General features: G+C 66.0%; 17 protein-coding genes. 8 read left to right on the top strand and 9 right to left on the bottom strand.

Going from position 1 to position 17,022, the window contains the following annotated elements; all coding sequences use genetic code 11:
- Positions 1 to 14: 14 nt before the first annotated feature.
- The 3 genes from BMX78_RS01190 to BMX78_RS01180 all read left to right on the top strand — a co-directional run bounded on the left by BMX78_RS01190 (position 15) and on the right by BMX78_RS01180 (position 4,364).
- A complete protein-coding gene (locus tag BMX78_RS01190) occupies positions 15 to 1,502 on the top strand; it encodes an RNB domain-containing ribonuclease (RefSeq protein ID WP_091415388.1) in 1,488 nt (495 codons plus the stop codon).
- A 289-nt stretch (positions 1,503 to 1,791) separates the two neighbouring features.
- Positions 1,792 to 3,483, top strand: coding sequence for a DEAD/DEAH box helicase (locus BMX78_RS01185; RefSeq protein WP_091415387.1), 1,692 nt, complete (start codon positions 1,792 to 1,794; stop codon positions 3,481 to 3,483).
- Between the two features lie 8 nt (positions 3,484 to 3,491).
- Positions 3,492 to 4,364: a DNA-methyltransferase gene (locus BMX78_RS01180; RefSeq protein WP_091415384.1), complete on the top strand. Its 873-nt coding sequence runs from the start codon at positions 3,492 to 3,494 to the stop codon at positions 4,362 to 4,364.
- Positions 4,365 to 4,429: 65 nt separating this feature from the next.
- On the opposite strand, the gene BMX78_RS01175 is transcribed toward BMX78_RS01180, so the two are convergent.
- Positions 4,430 to 5,278 carry a PHP domain-containing protein gene (locus BMX78_RS01175; RefSeq protein ID WP_091415382.1) on the bottom strand — a complete coding sequence of 283 codons (849 nt, stop codon included), beginning with the start codon at positions 5,276 to 5,278 and terminating at the stop codon, positions 4,430 to 4,432.
- An 80-nt stretch (positions 5,279 to 5,358) separates the two neighbouring features.
- Here BMX78_RS01175 and BMX78_RS01170 point away from each other — a divergent pair, with 80 nt between their 5' ends.
- Complete coding sequence (locus tag BMX78_RS01170) at positions 5,359 to 6,939, top strand: aminopeptidase P family protein (RefSeq protein WP_091415379.1); 1,581 nt, start codon at positions 5,359 to 5,361, stop codon at positions 6,937 to 6,939.
- Between the two features lie 71 nt (positions 6,940 to 7,010).
- Here the strand turns inward: BMX78_RS01170 and BMX78_RS01165 are convergent, their stop codons facing one another.
- A complete protein-coding gene (locus BMX78_RS01165) occupies positions 7,011 to 7,925 on the bottom strand; it encodes a YflT domain-containing protein (protein ID WP_286138739.1) in 915 nt (304 codons plus the stop codon).
- Positions 7,926 to 8,002: 77 nt separating this feature from the next.
- Between BMX78_RS01165 and BMX78_RS01160 the strand changes: the two genes are divergently transcribed.
- The 3 genes from BMX78_RS01160 to BMX78_RS01150 are packed head-to-tail and all read left to right on the top strand — an operon-like array spanning position 8,003 to position 11,108.
- Positions 8,003 to 9,286: a magnesium transporter MgtE N-terminal domain-containing protein gene (locus tag BMX78_RS01160; protein WP_091415376.1), complete on the top strand. Its 1,284-nt coding sequence runs from the start codon at positions 8,003 to 8,005 to the stop codon at positions 9,284 to 9,286.
- Positions 9,270 to 9,968: a DUF1003 domain-containing protein gene (locus BMX78_RS01155; protein WP_091415373.1), complete on the top strand. Its 699-nt coding sequence runs from the start codon at positions 9,270 to 9,272 to the stop codon at positions 9,966 to 9,968. The genes BMX78_RS01160 and BMX78_RS01155 overlap by 17 nt, the downstream gene beginning before the upstream one ends.
- Positions 9,969 to 11,108 carry an Mrp/NBP35 family ATP-binding protein gene (locus BMX78_RS01150; protein WP_091415371.1) on the top strand — a complete coding sequence of 380 codons (1,140 nt, stop codon included), beginning with the start codon at positions 9,969 to 9,971 and terminating at the stop codon, positions 11,106 to 11,108.
- An 18-nt stretch (positions 11,109 to 11,126) separates the two neighbouring features.
- Here the strand turns inward: BMX78_RS01150 and BMX78_RS01145 are convergent, their stop codons facing one another.
- The 3 genes from BMX78_RS01145 to sigE form a co-directional block, all read right to left on the bottom strand.
- Positions 11,127 to 11,540 (bottom strand): twin-arginine translocase TatA/TatE family subunit, encoded by a 414-nt coding sequence (locus BMX78_RS01145; RefSeq protein ID WP_091415368.1) that lies wholly within the window; start codon positions 11,538 to 11,540, stop codon positions 11,127 to 11,129.
- Between the two features lie 69 nt (positions 11,541 to 11,609).
- Positions 11,610 to 12,473: an anti-sigma factor gene (locus tag BMX78_RS01140; RefSeq protein WP_286138738.1), complete on the bottom strand. Its 864-nt coding sequence runs from the start codon at positions 12,471 to 12,473 to the stop codon at positions 11,610 to 11,612.
- 7 nt (positions 12,474 to 12,480) lie between these two features.
- Positions 12,481 to 13,095, bottom strand: a complete 615-nt coding sequence (sigE, locus tag BMX78_RS01135; RefSeq protein ID WP_091415365.1) for an RNA polymerase sigma factor SigE — start codon at positions 13,093 to 13,095, stop codon at positions 12,481 to 12,483.
- Between the two features lie 230 nt (positions 13,096 to 13,325).
- Here sigE and BMX78_RS01130 point away from each other — a divergent pair, with 230 nt between their 5' ends.
- The gene (locus BMX78_RS01130; protein WP_091415363.1) at positions 13,326 to 13,958 is read left to right on the top strand and encodes an O-methyltransferase; all 633 of its coding nucleotides are present in this window, start codon (positions 13,326 to 13,328) and stop codon (positions 13,956 to 13,958) included.
- Between the two features lie 45 nt (positions 13,959 to 14,003).
- On the opposite strand, the gene BMX78_RS01125 is transcribed toward BMX78_RS01130, so the two are convergent.
- From BMX78_RS01125 to BMX78_RS01110, 4 genes are all read right to left on the bottom strand, one after another.
- Complete coding sequence (locus BMX78_RS01125; RefSeq protein ID WP_083435355.1) at positions 14,004 to 14,171, bottom strand: DUF3117 domain-containing protein; 168 nt, start codon at positions 14,169 to 14,171, stop codon at positions 14,004 to 14,006.
- A gap of 234 nt (positions 14,172 to 14,405) precedes the next feature.
- Entirely contained in the window at positions 14,406 to 15,653 is a 1,248-nt protein-coding gene (locus BMX78_RS01120) for a putative hexosyltransferase (protein WP_091415360.1), read from the bottom strand.
- The gene (locus tag BMX78_RS01115; RefSeq protein ID WP_091415358.1) at positions 15,650 to 16,162 is read right to left on the bottom strand and encodes a DivIVA domain-containing protein; all 513 of its coding nucleotides are present in this window, start codon (positions 16,160 to 16,162) and stop codon (positions 15,650 to 15,652) included. Before BMX78_RS01115 ends, BMX78_RS01120 begins: the two co-directional genes overlap by 4 nt.
- A gap of 31 nt (positions 16,163 to 16,193) precedes the next feature.
- Positions 16,194 to 16,976 carry an LOG family protein gene (locus BMX78_RS01110; RefSeq protein ID WP_091415355.1) on the bottom strand — a complete coding sequence of 261 codons (783 nt, stop codon included), beginning with the start codon at positions 16,974 to 16,976 and terminating at the stop codon, positions 16,194 to 16,196.
- Positions 16,977 to 17,022 lie beyond the last annotated feature (46 nt).

The raw sequence follows: 17,022 nt of genomic DNA, 5'->3' as shown, positions 1-17,022 counted from the left end.
TTAGGCTGATTTTCGTGTCACACCATCGGCTGGCTCCCAACGTCCACCAGCACAACAACGCGCTCGAGGCGGCGCTCAGTGCGCTGCGGACCGAACTGGAGCTGCCCGGCGCCTACCCTGACGACGCCGTGGCGGATGCCAAAGCGGCCGTCGAATCCCTGCAGCTGCCCGCCTACGACCTGACCGCCGTCGAGTTCGTCACCATTGATCCCGCCTCCTCCACCGACCTGGACCAGGCACTGTTCATCGAGCCCGACGGCGACGGGTACCACGTGCTCTACGCCATCGCCGACGTGCCCGCATTCGTCACGCCCGGCGGACCGTTGGACGCGGAAACAAGGCGCCGCGGACAGACGTTCTACGCCCCCGACGGGCGGATCCCGCTGCATCCGGAAATCATCAGTGAACAGGCCGGCAGCCTCCTTCCGGACCAGGACTGCTCTGCATTCGTCTGGGATTTCCGCCTGGACAGTGCCGCCGAGGTCACGTCCGTCGCCGTTAGGCGGGCCCGTATCCGCAGCCGGGCCAAGCTCAGCTACAAGGGCACGCAGACGGAACTGGACGCCGGAACGGCCCCGCCGGTGCTGAAGCTCCTTAAAGAGGTGGGGCTCAAGCGCGTGGAACTGGAGCGTGCCCGCGGCGGCGCCAGCCTGAACATGCCCGACCAGGAGATCGTCCAACTGCCCGACGGCGGCTACCGGATTGCTGCTGCTCCCCAGCTGCCCGTGGAGGACTGGAACGCCCAGATCTCGCTGATGACCGGAATGGCAGCGGCCCGCCTCATGCTCACGGGAAAAGTCGGCATCCTGCGCACCATGCCATCGCCCGATGAGCGCTCGCTGAACCATTTCCGGCTGCAGACCGAAGCCCTGGGCAAGCCCTGGGACGGTGAGGTCAGCTACGGCGAGTACCTGCGGAGCCTGGACCCCACCGATCCCCGCCAGCTGGCCATCATGCACTCCGCCGGGATGCTGTTCCGCGGCGCTGCCTACACGGCCTTTGACGGGTCCGTGCCCGAAGATGCCGTCCAGTCCGCCATCGGCGCCGCCTATGCGCACACCACTGCCCCGCTGCGCCGCCTGGTGGACCGCTTTGTCCTGGTCATCTGTGAGGCGTTGAGCAACGGCGGCAAGGTACCGGGCTGGGCCCGGGATGCCCTGCCAACGTTGCCGGAAATCATGGCCGGATCCGACCAGCTGGCGTCGCGGATGGAGAAAATGGCCCTGGACACTGTGGAGGCGGCCCTGCTGGTCAACCACGTGGGCCAGGAGTTCGACGCGATCGTCATTTCCGGGTCGAAGCCCCAAAAGGACAACGGGAAAAACGGCAACGGCAAGAACGGGAACGGCAACGGGAACGGCGGTTCGGGGACCATCCAGATCGCCGATCCCGCGGTGACGGCCCGCTGTGCCGGCGAGCTGGAGCCCGGAACCAAGGTCCGCGTGCGCCTGGTCTCCTCGGATATCGCCACCCGGGAAGTCCATTTCGAGCTGGTCCAATAGCAGTACCGGGGCGGCGTTGCAGGCCCAAAGCCGGTATTTGGCCTCCCTGCCGCTAGACTGAAGGAGTAGAAATGGATGCCCGGTCGTTGATTTCCTTGATTTGAAACCAACAAGCCCGCCCCTACGCGATCTTGAGATTTACCCGCTGGTCACCAGTGCCAGCATTTAGATAGCCCGCGATCGGCTTCCACTGGAATTGCTTGTGCGCCCGAGCGTGCTCCGGAACAGCCTTACGGCAGGCCCGTTGAGCAGGCAGCGCCAATGCCCAAATGAATAAGGAAACTCCCCAGTGAGTGAATTGCATACCCACCAGCTTCTGACCGACGAGTCCGGCACCGAAACCATCGAGCCCGAAGAAACCATCATCTCGGATGAGAAGCCGCATGAAATCGCGGAAAAATCCTTCGCGGACTACAACGTGCGCGCCGACATCGTGGAATCCCTGGCCGACGCCGGAATTACACACCCGTTCCCCATCCAGGCCATGACCCTGCCGGTGGCCCTGTCCGGCCACGACATCATCGGCCAGGCCAAAACCGGTACCGGCAAGACCCTCGGTTTCGGCATCCCCGCGCTGCAGCGCGTGGTGGGCCAGGACGATCCCGGTTACGACAAGCTCGCGGTCCCCGGTGCGCCGCAGGCCCTGGTCATCGTTCCTACCCGCGAACTCGCAGTGCAGGTGGCCAATGACCTGCAGACCGCCTCGCGGAAGCGCAACGCCCGCATTGCGACCATCTACGGCGGCCGCGCCTATGAGCCCCAGGTGGAAGCCCTGAAGCAGGGAGTAGAGGTTGTGGTGGGCACGCCAGGCCGCCTCATCGACCTCTTCAAGCAGAAGCACCTGAGCCTGAAAAACGTTAAGATCGTCATCCTGGACGAGGCCGACGAGATGCTGGACCTCGGCTTCCTGCCCGACGTCGAAACCCTTATCGCCGCAACGCCGGCCGTGCGCCAGACCCTGCTGTTCTCCGCCACCATGCCCGGCCCGGTCATCGCCATGGCCCGCCGCTACATGACGCAGCCCACCCACATCCGCGCTGCGGACCCGGAGGATGAAGGCCTGACCAAGCGCGACATCCGCCAGCTGATCTACCGTGCCCACAGCATGGACAAAATCGAGGTGGTGGCCCGCATCCTCCAGGCCAAGGGCCGCGGGCGCACCATCATCTTCACCAAGACCAAGCGCACCGCCGCGAAGGTGGCCGAGGAACTGGTGGACCGCGGGTTCGCCGCTGCCGCCATCCACGGCGACCTGGGCCAGGGCGCCCGCGAGCAGGCACTCCGGGCCTTCCGCAACAACAAGGTGGACGTCCTCGTGGCAACCGACGTGGCCGCCCGCGGCATCGACGTCGAGGACGTCACCCATGTCATCAACTACCAGTGCGTCGAAGACGAAAAGATCTATCTGCACCGCGTGGGCCGTACCGGCCGCGCCGGCAACAAGGGCACTGCCGTCACTTTCGTGGACTGGGACGACATGCCTCGCTGGGGCCTGATCAACAAGGCCTTGGGCCTGAGTGTGCCCGAGCCGGTGGAAACGTACTCGTCCTCCCCGCACCTGTACACGGACCTCGACATCCCTGAGGGCACCAAAGGCCGCCTGCCGCGCGATAAGCGCACCCTGGCCGGCGTCGACGCAGAGGTCCTGGAGGACCTGGGCGAGACTGGCAAGAAGAACAGCCGCAGCGGCCGCGACGCAGGTCGTACCCGCGACGGCCGTGACCGGGACAACCGCGGCCGTGAGGGCCGTAGCGGAAACCGCGAAGGCGGCCGCACTGGTGGGGACACCGGCCGCTCCGGTGAGCGCCGCCGTCGTACGTCCGATGCGGCCGAAAGCCCTGCCGCCGCCGGTGAAGCCCCCGCCGCCACCGAAACGGAACAGCCCTCGCGTACCCGCCGCCCGCGGACGCGGACCCGCCGCCGCAACGGTGAGGTCGTGGCCGGCGACAAGGCCGCACAGCCTGGCAGCACCGAGGCCTAAACCCCTTTATGACTGACACTGTCTGGGCGCCGGACGGCAGCAGCCTGGTGGTTCACGCGGACAACGCGGACTTCCTCCCCTCGCTGCCGGACGGCGCCTTCACACTGATTTATGTGGATCCGCCGTTTAACACCGGCCGGCCGCAGCAGCGCCAGCAGACCACCATGGTGGCCAATGCTGAGGGCACGGGCGACCGGCTGGGCTTTAAGGGGCGCTCCTACGACACGATCAAGGGTGCGCTGCACCGCTACGACGACGCGTTCAGTGATTACTGGTCCTTCCTCGAGCCGCGGCTCGTGGAGGCGTGGCGCCTGCTGGCCGACGACGGCACCCTGTACCTGCACCTGGACTACCGCGAGGTGCACTACGCCAAGGTGATGCTGGATGCGATCTTCGGCCGGGAATGCTTCCTGAACGAGATCATCTGGGCCTATGACTACGGCGCCCGGGCCAAAAACCGGTGGCCCACAAAGCACGACAACATCCTGGTGTACGTGAAGAACCCGGCGAAGTACCACTTCGACAGCGCCGAGGTGGACCGCGAGCCGTACATGGCTCCGGGACTGGTGACCCCTGCCAAGCGTGAACTGGGCAAGCTGCCCACTGATGTCTGGTGGCACACCATCGTCTCCCCCACCGGCAAGGAAAAAACCGGCTACCCCACGCAGAAGCCCGAAGGCCTGGTCCGCCGCGTGGTGGCAGCCTCAAGCCGGCCCGGCGACTGGTGCCTGGACTTTTTCGCCGGCTCCGGGACACTGGGGGCCGTCTCCGCGAAGCTCGGCCGGAGGTTTGTGTGCGTGGACCAGAACCAGCCTGCCATCGACATCATGGCCAAGCGCCTCGGTGCGCACGCCCAGTTCACGTCCTTCCCGCCCAAGTAAGTAGCGCCAAGTGTCGTTTTGACGCTCCAAAACGACACATAGCGCTACCCAGTTGGGGCATGGGGTCAGGGGCGGACGACGGTGGTTCCGGTTCCGAGTTCCTCGATCCTGGCGAGGACCTCAGGGGCGGTGACGTTTTCGCCGAGCAGGTTCGGTTTGCCGGTCCCGTGATAGTCCGAGGACCCGGTGATCAGCAGGTCATGCTTTGCCGCGAGCCTGCGCAGGAACCCGCGGCCTTCCTCAGGGTTGTCGCGGTGGTCGATTTCCAGGCCGGCCAGCCCGGCGTCGATCATCTCCTGATAGACGCGCTCCCCCACGATCCGGCCACGCGCGGAGGCTACCGGGTGGGCGAACACGGGAACTCCTCCCGCTGCACGGACCAGTTCGACGGCGGTGGCCGGGTCCGGCGCATAGTGCTGGATGAAGTAGCGGGACCGGGAGGTGAGGATGGACGCAAACGCCTCGGACCGGTCCTCCACCACGCCGGCCGCCACGAGCGCGTCGGCGATGTGCGGGCGGCCCAGGGTGGCGCCCGGCGCCACATGGTGGATGACGTCGTCCCAGGTGAGCGGGTAATCCTCCGCCAGCAGGGTGACCATCCGCTCAGCACGGGTCAGCCGGGCATCCTTGGCCTTGGTGATTTCCTCCAGCAGCCCTGGATGGTCCGGATCATGCAGGTAGCTCAGGAGATGGACACTGATTCCCTGCTCAGTGCGGCACGAGACCTCCATCCCAGGCACCAGCGCAACGCCGTACTCCACGGCAGCAGCGGAAGCCTCGGCCCAGCCCGCGGTGGAGTCATGGTCGGTCAGCGCCACCACGTCCAGCCCCGCACGGGCAGCGGATGCCATGACGTCGGCCGGTTTTTCCGTGCCGTCGGAAACATTGGAGTGGGCATGCAGGTCAATCCTCACCTGCCCAGCCTAGTTGACCCCGGCTCCCAAGATCATGCAGGTATTCGCACAAGCCTTCATGCTGGTGAGACGATGGTGCCGTGAACGATGCCGATAACACCCCCGATTCTGCTTCCCAGCCCCTGGACGAGCGCGTCAACAACCGCTCCCAGCGGCCCAGTTCCGACGCTTTCAAAGCCTTTATGGCCAGCAACTGGGCGCCGTCCAGCCAGGAACTCCCGGCGCGCGACGCCGTGGCCAGCCACGCCGCGACCCGGCGCAAGGCCATCTCCGGCCTGTTCAAAGGCGAACGCCTGGTCATCCCTGCCGGCCCCCTGAAGGTGCGCTCCAACGACTGCGACTACCGCTTCCGCCCCCACTCCGGCTTCGCGCACCTCACCGGGCTCGGCCTCGACCATGAGCCGGACGCCGTCCTGATCCTGGAGCCTGTAGAGGAAGGAAAGGGCGACGACGGCGGGAACCACCGTGCCACGCTGTACTTCCGGCCCCTGGCCGGGCGCGATACCGAACAGTTCTACGCCGATTCGCGCTCCGGCGAGTTCTGGATCGGAGCCCGCCCCACGCTGGCCGAATTCGAGGCCCGCCTGGGCCTGGCCACTGCCCATATCGACCAGCTCGAGACGGCCATCACCAAGGATGTGGGCGCCCCGGAGATCGGCGGCATCTCCATCCGCCTGGTACGCAAGGTGGACGAAAACATCGACGCCCTGGTGGACACTGCCCGGTACAACACCGCCAAGGACCCGGACAACCTGGACCTCGCTGTGCTGGATGCCCTGGATGAGAAGCTCAGCGAAGCCCTCTCCGAGCTGCGCCTGCTCAAGGACGAGTGGGAGGTCGAGCAGATGAAACTCGCCGTCGCCGCCACTGTGGAAGGGTTCGAAGAGGTAGTCAAGGCCCTCCCCCGCGCTCTGACACACGCCCGGGGTGAACGGGTGGTGGAAGGCGCCTTCTTCGCCCGCGCCAGGGAGGTGGGCAACGAACTCGGCTACGACACCATCGCCGCCTCCGGCAACAACGCCACCGTCCTGCACTGGACCCGCAACACGGGCAAGATCAACGCCGGCGAGCTCCTGCTGGTGGACGCCGGGGTGGAAGCCGACTCGCTGTACACCGCGGACATCACCCGGACCCTGCCCGCCACCGGAGTGTTCAGCGACGTCCAGCGCAAGGTCTACGAGGCTGTCCTCGACGCCGCAGACGCAGGATTCGCCGCGGCGCAGCCGGGCACAAAATTCCGCGACATCCACACCGCTGCCACCACCGTACTGGCCGAGCGGCTCGCCGAATGGGGCCTTCTTCCCGTCAGCGTGGAAGAGGCCATCAGCCCGGAGGGCCAGCAGCACCGGCGCTGGATGCCGCACGGCACCAGCCACCACCTGGGCCTCGATGTCCACGACTGCGCGCAGGCCAAGCGGGAGCTCTACCTGGACGGCATCCTCACCGAAGGCATGGTGTTCACCATCGAGCCCGGCCTGTACTTCAAGAAAGAGGACCTCGCAATTCCGGAGGAGTACCGCGGCATTGGCGTCCGCATCGAGGATGACATCCTGATGACCGCCGCAGGCCCCGTCAACCTCAGTGCCGCCCTGCCCCGCAAGGCCGAGGACGTGGAGAACTGGATGGCCGGCATCTACCGCGAAGCCGAGGGGACACACTAGCTCCCCGCATTACCCCAAAAGCGGGGCCACCGGATTCCTCCGGCGGCCCCGCTTTTGCGTTGTGGGAACGGCTACTGCCGCGAATCGCCCGACGGGCGCTGCTCATCCACGGGACGAGGCTCCTCAAGGGGGCCCTGGTCGCCGGCCGGGCGCTGGGGAGCGGCCTGCGCATCGGCGGAAGGACCAGGCTGCGGCAGCCGGACGCCGTACTGGGGCCGGCCGTCGGGCAGGTCCGGGTAACGCCTGGCGGGCGCCGGGGAAGCCGGCTGCGCGACGCCGTCGTCCTGCTGCCCGGCAGAGGCGCCGTAGGCCGGGCTTTCCTGCGCAGCTGAACCAGGGGCCTGCACAGAAGAACCGGTTGACTGGCCATAAGGATCGTTCCAGCCGTTGGGGCGGGCGGGGCCCTGGCCCGGCTGCTGGTAGGGCTGGTTCTGGTAGTCGCGCTGGGTATAGGGACCGCTGCCTGCGGCGGCGTCCGAGCGCGTCATGGGCAGCTGCTGCAGGAGCCGCCGTGCTTCGTGTGCAGCCTCGGGCGCCACGATGACGTCATAGTTGGTGGCCACCACCTGGCTGGTGGACGTGAAGTCGCGCTTTCCCCGCTGCATCGCGTACGTGACAATGCCGAAGAGCATAAAGAAGGCAGCACCCATCAGCACGGACGTCAGGATGGAAAAGTACCCCGGTGACGGCGCGAAGAAGGAGAGCATCACGCCAACGAACAAACCGAACCACATGCCGCTCAGCGCACCGGACAAGGCCACCCGCGGGTAGCTCAGGCGCCCCGTTACCCGCTCCACCATCTTCAGCTCATTGCCCACGATGGACACCATCTGCACGGGGAACTGCTGGTCCGCGAGGTAGTCCACCGCCTTCTGGGCGTCCAGGTAGGAAGTGTAGGAGCCGACGGTGTCGCCGGTGGGAACGGCCCTGGCTTCGTCCATGCCGTTGGGGCCGCCGGCCTTGGGAGCACCAAATATGTTTGCCATAGTCCCATTCTTGCCCATCAGCATGTGTGCTGCCTGTAAATTCCGCTAAAAGAGAGCAGACTCGGTAGCCTGTAGGAGTGAGTACAACACCTACCCGCGTCTTCGTGGCGCGACTGCTGGGACTCGACGTCTTCGACCCCCTGGGCGACCGGCTGGGCCGGCTGCGCGATGTTGTTGTGCTCTCCCGCGGGACGCAGGGAGCCCCGCACGTGGTGGGCATCGTGGTGGAAGTACCCGGCAAAAAGCGCGTCTTTGTGCCCATGACGCGGATTACCTCGATCGACCAGACACAGATCATCTGCACCGGCCTGGTCAATCTGCGCCGCTTCGAACAGCGCGGCGCCGAAACACTGGTGGTGGCCGAGATGTTCGACCGGCGCGTCACCCTCCGCGACGGCAGCGGCGACGCCACCATCGAGGACATCGCCATGGACCAGAGCCGCTCACGCGACTGGTTCGTCAGCAAGCTCTTTGTCCGCCGCGGCCATTCGCTCTCGCCGCTAAGCCGGCTGCGGCGCAACGAAACCCTGATCATCGACTGGGCGGACGCTCTGCAGGGCCCCCGCACCGAGCCGCAGGCCGCCACCCAGTTCGTGGCAAACCATGAGGACCTCAAACCCGCCGACTTCGCCGAAGCACTGCAGGAAATGAGCGATAAACGCCGTTTCGAGGTGGCCAGCGAACTCCAGGACGAACGGTTGGCCGACGTCCTGCAGGAGCTTCCGGAGGATGACCAGGTGGAGATCCTCTCCGCCCTGGACGTCCAGCGCGCCGCCGATGTGCTGGAGGAAATGGACCCCGACGACGCCGCCGACCTCCTCGGTGAGCTTCCCTCGGCGCAGGCAGAAGAACTGCTCCAGCTGATGGAGCCCGAAGGCGCAGAGGACGTCCGGCGGCTCCTGGAATACGACGAGGACACTGCCGGCGGCCTGATGACCCCCGTGCCGGTGATCCTGCCGCCCGAAGCCACGGTTGCCGAGGCCCTTGCGCACGTGCGGCGCGAGGAGCTCTCCCCCGCGCTGGCTTCCTCGATCTTCATCGCCCGGCCACCACTGGAGACGCCCACCGGCCGGTTCCTGGGCGTGGTCCACATCCAGCAGCTCCTCCGGTTCCCGCCGTTCGAGTCGCTGGGCAACCTCGTGGACAAGAACCTGGAGCCGTTGTCCGACCAGGCCCATATCAGCGAAGTGGCCCGGACCCTGGCCACGTACAACCTGAACTCCCTCCCGGTGGTTAACGATGCCGGCCGGCTTGTGGGGGCGGTGACTGTCGATGACGTTCTGGATCATCTGTTGCCCGATGACTGGCGCGCCCACGATGGCGAAGCCCCGATAAGAAGGCTCGGTGGCCGTATTGGCTGACAACAGCGTTCCAAAGAACCCCGGCCAGAGGCCCTCACCGAAGGCGGTGCCCGCAGGGAGCCTCGATACACCGCTGAGCGGCCGCCAGCGGATCCTGCCCAAATTCTCCCCGGACCCGGACGCGTTTGGGCACGCCACTGAAGGTTTTGCCCGGTTTATGGGCACGCCGCAGTTCCTGGTCTACATGACAGTGTTTGTGGTCATCTGGCTTGCCTGGAATACCTGGGCGCCGCTGGAATGGCAGTTCGACTCCCGAGACCTCGGTTTTACGCTGCTGACCCTGATGCTGTCCCTGCAGGCGTCCTACGCTGCGCCGCTGCTGCTGCTCGCGCAAAACCGCCAGGACGACCGTGACCGCGTCTCGCTGCAGCAGGACCGCCAGCGCGCCGAACGCAACCTGTCCGACACCGAGTACCTGACCCGCGAACTGGCCTCGCTGCGCATCGCCCTGCGTGAGGTGGCAACCCGCGACTACGTCCGCGCCGAACTGCGCTCGCTCCTGGAAGACATGCTGGAAGCCCAGGAAGAGCTCCGCACCCACGATTCAACCGGCCAGGGGCAGCACGAGTCTCCACGGGACAAGGTCCGGGAAAAGCTCAAGGAACAGCGTGAGCGGCAGCGGAACCCGCGCACCCAGCAGATTCCCCGGGTCAAACCGGGCCATTCAACCCAGGAACGTTAATTGAGCGCACCTACCGCGAGCCCCTCCCAGGAGGCTGTCAACGCCGCCCTGGCCACAGTCATCGATCCGGAGCTTCGCCGTCCCATCACCGAGCTTGGCATGGTGGAATCAGTGGAAATTGCCGACGACGGCCGGGTCACCCTCGCCGTCCTGCTCACCATCGCGGGGTGCCCGCTGCGGGACACCATCACCTCAGACGCCACCAAGGCGCTGCAGGCAGTCCCCGGAGTGACGGCCGTCGGCGTGGACCTCAAAGTGATGACCCAGGAACAGCGTGACGCCCTCAAGGAGCTGCTCCGCGGGGCTGCAGGCCAGCGCGGCATCCCGTTCAACCAGCCCGATTCCCTGACCAAGGTCTACGCCGTGGCCAGCGGCAAGGGAGGCGTGGGAAAGTCCTCGGTGACCGTCAACCTGGCCTGCGCGCTGGCCGCCCAGGGGCTGCGGGTAGGCATCGTTGACGCAGACGTCTACGGTTTCTCTGTTCCCGCGCTGATGGGGATCACCCAGGCGCCCACCCGGGTGGACGACATGATCCTTCCGCCCGTTGCCTACGGCGTGAAGGTCATTTCCATCGGGATGTTCGTCAGCGGCAACCAGCCGGTGGCCTGGCGGGGTCCCATGCTGCACCGCGCCCTGGAGCAGTTCCTGACCGACGTGTACTTCGGCGACCTGGACGCCCTGTTCCTGGACCTGCCGCCCGGCACCGGAGACATTGCCATCTCCGTGGCCCAGCTGCTGCCGAAGGCGGAGATCCTGGTGGTCACTACACCGCAGGCAGCTGCCGCGGACGTCGCCGAGCGTGCCGGCGCCATCGCCACCCAGACCGGGCAGAAGGTGGCGGGCGTTATCGAGAACATGTCATACCTGGAAATGCCCGACGGCGGCCGGATGGATTTATTCGGAAGCGGCGGCGGGACGGTGCTTGCTGAGAGGCTGACGGCCACCGTGGGCGAGGACGTTCCGCTGCTCGGACAAATCCCGCTGGATATCAAGCTGCGGGAGGGCGGCGACACCGGGTTGCCGATCGTCCTGGGCCAGGCAGAGACGCCCGCCGCTGAGGCGCTTTTGGCGATTGCCGGCCGGCTCGCTGCCAGGCCGCGCGGCCTGGCGGGAATGAAGCTGGGGCTGCAGCCGCGCTGACCTTCCCCGGAAGGTTGGCTAGGTGGCTTCCGTATCGTACGGTGCGGCCTCGCCGGGCGGCAGCGTCTGCAGCACCCGCTCGGGCCGCTGGGGAGCGGCAGTGTCAGCTGCGGCGACAGCAGCGGCACCCGAGACTGCGGCAACGGCTGCGGGCGCACCGGCGCTGACGGGCTTGGTGTCGTCGTCGAGCAGCGCTTCCTTGATGATGCGCCGGGGGTCGTACTGGCGGGGATCGTACTTCTTCCAGTCGACATCGTCGATGTCGATCCCCACTTCTTCCTTGATCTGTTCGCGCGCACCCGAGGCCATCCGGCGCACTTCCTTGACCAGGTTGGCCAGTTTCTGCGTGTATTCGGGCAGCCGCTGGGGGCCGATCACGAGGACGCCAATGATCAGCAGAAGGAAGAACTCCGGGCCGTTGATTCCAAACACTTTAGGAAGATTACCCTCTCCGGGCTGCCAGTGACGATTCCCGTCCATAGCCGGCGGAATCCGTCCCCACTACGGGATAAAAAGGGCCACGATCTTGTTCAATCCGCGCTGCAGCCGGGTTGCCACGGACTCCCCGCCCTGCGACGGCGTCCGGTCCACGGCTTCGGCAAAAACACCTTCGGCCGCGCGCTCACTCAGCTGCTGCAGGATGGGGACGGCATCGTCGGCTTGCTCGGCCGGCAGGTTGGACTGGTAGGTGAACGTCCGTCCCGGAGCACGGTAGGTCGCCGACCAGGGCGAGGACGCGAGGACCTGCAGCGGCTCCACGTCCCCCTCAGCCGCCGGATCAGTTTCCGGCCCTGCCCTATGGCGTTCAGTGATCGTTGCATAGTGCGTCCCGTCGGAAAGCTTCAGCTCGACGGCGGGCCCGCCCTCCAGCACCATTGCCTTAGCTGACTCAAGGTGGAATCCCATTGCCTCAAGGTCCGGGCATACCCAGCCCTCGGTCCGCAGGGCGGACAGCCGCTCAGGGCTCAATGGCCTGCCATCGGCCGGTGTCTGCGAGGACACGTGGGCGAGAGTGGCGGCCGCCACCGTTCCACCGGGGCCGGCAGGGTCACCGGCGACGGCAAAGGCACCGGCCGCGAGGACGCCGGCCGCCGCCACTGTTCCGCCGGCAGACATCGCCAGGATACGGACGGCTGCCCGGGGGGCCTGGCGGTGAGTGTGGGGAAGCGGGGGCTGCGCCGCCAACTCCTGGGTCCTTGCCAGGAGCCGGGCGGTCAGGTCATCGCTGGCCGGCGGTATGGGGGCTTCCCGCAGCCGCTCCAGGTACTGGCGTTCCCGGCGCAGGACGGAGGCGCATTCGTGGCATGACTGGATGTGGCTGGCGGTGCGCTGATGCCTGCGGCCGAGCGGAAACTGGGGCCTCATGCGCCGTTCAGATGATGCCGGCGATGCGCGGCAGCGACAGCTTGGGCCGGGACTGCTGCGGACGGGGATCGCGGTGGGCGAGCTTCTCGCGGAGCATGGTCCTGCCGCGGTGGATCCGCGAGCGGACTGTACCGAGCTTGACGCCCAGGGCTTCCGCTACCTCGTCATAAGACAAGCCTTCAAGGTCGCAGAGCACCACGGCGGCACGGAAGTCCGGCGGAAGTTCCTCAAGGGCCGCCTGGACGTCGAGGTCGAGGTTGTTCAGCTCAAAGCTCTGTTCCGGGCCGGGCTCACGCCCGGCGATCCTCGACTCGGCGTCCTCGGCCAGGGCATCGAAGCGGATCCGGGTTTTCCGGCGCGCCTGGTCCAGGAAGAGGTTGGTGGTGATGCGGTGCAGCCAGCCGTCCAGGGTTCCGGGCTTGAAGTTCTCCAGCGAGCGGAAGACGCGGACAAAAACCTCCTGGGTGAGGTCTTCGGCGTCGAACTTGTTTCCGGTCAGGCGGTAGGCCAGCCGGTACACCTTGGCGGAGTGGTTGGTCACCACTTCCTCCCAAGTGGGACGGACCCACTCAGCCTCGGCATGATGTGCTGCAGGGACAGGTGCCACAACTGATGATGACATCGTCCACTCCCCTCGTGGAATGCTAACGCCCGGATACTGTTGACATCTCTGATTCGGCGCCGACCACCCTATGGATGAGCGGATAATAATCATTTCAAACTTCGCTGGGAATTTCCTGACTGCCGGAAAACTTCAGCCGTAGGCGCAACAGCCCGCCTTCCCGGTTGCCGGCACCGGACACAGTAGGCTGTAGAGGATACTCCCCCCTGCCGCCCAGAAAGCGAACATCCATGAGCGCCGACAAGTCCACCAGCTGGTCCTATGCAGAAGATCTGCCCGCTGAGGATGAGGTCATGCTTCGGGCCCGGGAGCGCTCCTTCGAACTCGGTGTGACCCCCATCGGGCCCGGCGTGGGAGCCGTCCTCACCGTACTGGCAGCGGCCTCCAAAGCCCAGACCGCCGTCGAAATCGGAACCGGAGCCGGGGTTTCGGGCGTCTGCCTGCTCCGGGGCCTCGGTCCGCAGGCTGTCCTGACCACCATCGATGTTGACGTCGAACACCTAAAGGCCGCCCGCGAAGCCTTTTCCGAGGCAGGCAGCCCGGCCAACCGGACGCGCACCATCTCCGGGCGCGCAGGCGACGTGCTGCCGCGGCTCACTGACAGCGCGTACGACCTCGTTTTCATCGACGCAGACAAACCCGGTCTGCCCGGCTACGTGGAGCAGGCCGTCCGGCTCCTGAAGCCTGCCGGGCTGCTGGTCATCAACGACGCCCTGGACAAGGACAAGGTGGCCAACCCTGCCGGCCGCGAAGCAACCACGGTGGTCCTGCGGCAGGTGGGCAAAAGCATCCGCGACGACGACCGGCTGGCTTCAGCCATGCTTCCCACCGGCGACGGCCTGCTCGTAGCGGTCAAAAAATAAGACAGGATCCGCAGCCTTTCGAGGCTGCGGATCCTGTCCGCATGATTATTCGGTGACGCCGACCAGGCATTCCCTAAGGTTGGCCGCTTCGGCAGCATTCAGTTCGACCACCAGGCGCCCGCCGCCTTCGAGCGGGACGCGCATGATCAGGCTGCGGCCCTCCTTGGTGACTTCCATTGGGCCGTCGCCGGTGCGTGGTTTCATAGCCGCCATGAGGAATTCCCCTCCATTTAGTCCCAGGACTGATCAGCCCGGGCGGGCTGTGTCCGCATGTAGATCAAGCTGCCATGACGGAGTGGGTGGACACCGCCAGGGCCGCGCGTATTCTGAAATGCTTTTTGTCCTTGCTTACCTACCATTATCGCGGAATTACCCGCGCGTAGCTAATCGATGGACATTTCCGGCAGGGCGCAATTTGCACCCTGACCTGCAAAAAAGTCGAAAATCCTACGGCGGATAATCGCCTCCGCCCGGCAGTTGGGCCCAAGCCCACAGCCACACGATCCACACGATCTGCAGCAGCAGGAACATCACCACAACGGTCCCCCGGTAAGCCTTGGACCGGGACAGCAACGCGGCCCCCAGCGCCAACGGAAAAAGCGGAAGCAGCATCCGGAAAGTACTGGTCTGCGGGTGGAGGAACATGACCAGGTACCCCATGTAGCAGGCGCACCACAGCCGGAGTTCGACGCCGAGACGGACCACCGGGGGCAGGTACAGCATGGCGGCGAAGAGGGCAACAAAAACGAACGGCGCCAGGATGCCCAGCACGGGACCGAAGAGGTCCACTCCGGTATCGAACCAGGGCTTGAAAGGAACCAGGTCGTGGCCCCGCCACACGGTTTCGGTCTTGGTATAGGCCTGGATGTCCCCGGTGGCAGCCCAGGCCGCGGCGGGCCAGGCCAGCGCCGAGGCGCCCGCTACCGCCGTCAGCGTGGTGAGGGCCACGAGGTCCGGCGTTGTATGCCCTGCCGTTTCACTGCGCCGAAGGCGCTGGACAAGGCGGAAGATCAACAGGATGCCCAGCGCCGCCGCGAAAGGAACTCCCACCGGGCGGGAAAGGCACAGAAGGACCACCACCGGGATGGCCCACAGGTACTCCCGCCGGATCACCAGCAGCAGAGCACCGGCCAGCAGCAGCAGCGAGAGCGGCTCGCCGTAGGGGACCTGGAGCACGGCTGACACAGGGAACGTGGCGAAGAAGGCCACCCCCCACAATGACGTCCCGTGGGACGCCAGATGCCGGAACAGCATGTAGACCACCAGCGCAGCGCCCAGGCCGGACAGCATCGCGATAACGGTCAGCGAGGCGGCGGGGCTCAACCCCGTGAGGCTGCCCAGCCCGCCGGCCAGGGACGGGTACAGCGGATAAAACGCCCAGGTGTTCTCCTGGACGTTGCCTGCGGCGTCCACGGGAAGGGTGGCGGGGTAGCCGCCCTCGATGACCCTGACGTACCACCGGGCGTCCCAGATGTTGATGAAATTCCAGTAGTCAGGTTTCGGCGCGAACCAGGGGTTGGGTCCCTGATGCAGGGCCGCTGCCATAAAGATGCCCGCACTGACGAGCCGGGCCATGACATAGATGGTGGTGACCTGCAGCCACCAGGGCCAGCCCCGGACGGCCGCGCGGTAGCGGAGCGCTAATGAGTGGACCGACGCCGACAGTCCCGTTCGGCGGCCGGTGGCAGTACTCAAGCTTGGCCCTCCCCTGCGGCCGGCTGCCCTGCTGACGACTGCCCTGCAGCGGGTTCACGTGGGCCGGTAACAGGAGTGCCGGGCCCAGAAGTTCCGGGCCTGTTGTTTCCAGGTTCAGATGCTTCCGTGCCGGCTTCCCCCGGCAACGCCTCCCGTGCATCCGGCTCCGCGGCAGGGGCCTGTCGGGCTACCTCCGCCAGCCGGGCCTTCAACGTTTCCACTTCATTCCGGCTGGCCGCCAACTGGTCCCGCAGTTCGTCAAGCACCTGGTCCACCTGGTCCATCCGGTAGCCCCGCAGGCCCAGGGAGAAACGGACGCTGTCCACGTCCTGGGGCGCAGCATTGGCAGGCAGAAGGACCGGCGGCAAGTTGGCCGGCGGCTCCTCCAGGCCGCCAACCAGAACGGACGGCAGCTGGCGGCCGCCCTGCTTTCCAGCCCGGCCCCCCACGCTTGTCCAGATGACGGCGCCGATCAGCAGCACGGCAAGAAAGACCAGGAAAAAGCTCACTACCCCATGGTGCCAGACCTGGCGGCTGTGGTTACTCCGGCCGCTGTTCGCCGTTCAGTGAAGGGGTAACTCCGACGCCCAGTACGCGGTTCACTGCTTCAGCCGGATCATCCACCACCTGGATCAGGTCCAGGTCCTTTGCCGAGACCATGCCTTCTGCCACCAGGGTTCCCTTGATCCACTCAATCATGGGACCCCAGAAGTCCACTCCAAGCAGCACGATGGGGAACGAGGTCACCTTGCGCGTCTGCACCAGGACCATGGCTTCAAAGAGCTCGTCCAGGGTGCCAAGGCCGCCGGGCAGGACGATGAATCCCTGGGCATATTTCACGAACATGGTCTTGCGTGCGAAAAAGTACCGGAAGTTGATGCCAAGGTCCACCCACTGGTTCAGCCCCTGCTCGAACGGAAGCTCGATGCCCAGTCCCACGGACACCCCGTTGCCTTCAACGGTGCCGCGGTTGGCCGCTTCCATCGAACCAGGTCCGCCGCCGGTGATAACGGCGACACCGGCTTCGGCCAGCTTCCGGCCCACCTCCACGCCCATCTCGTAATAGTGGCTGCCGGGTTTTGTCCGGGCAGATCCAAAGACGCTCACGGCCGGGCCGAGGTCTGCCAAGGCTCCGAAACCCTCCACGAACTCGCTTTGGATCCTCATGACGCGCCACGGATCGGTGTGCACAAACTGCCCGGGCCCTTTGGTATCAAGCAGATGCTGGTCGGACATTTCCACCGCCGCCTGCTTGCGGCGAAGCTCAAGGGGCCCCTTACGGCGCGGCTGGATGTTTTTGGCCGGATCTGCACTGATGCTCATTCCCCTAGGCTAACCTGCCCGTGCGAGGTATCTCTTGAATCACGAT

The sequence above is a fragment of the Arthrobacter sp. OV608 genome (assembly GCA_900110595.1).
Lineage (GTDB): Bacteria > Actinomycetota > Actinomycetes > Actinomycetales > Micrococcaceae > Arthrobacter.
The sequence above is the reverse complement of the archived record's forward strand: the minus strand, read 5'-3'. Positions and strand labels throughout refer to the sequence as shown.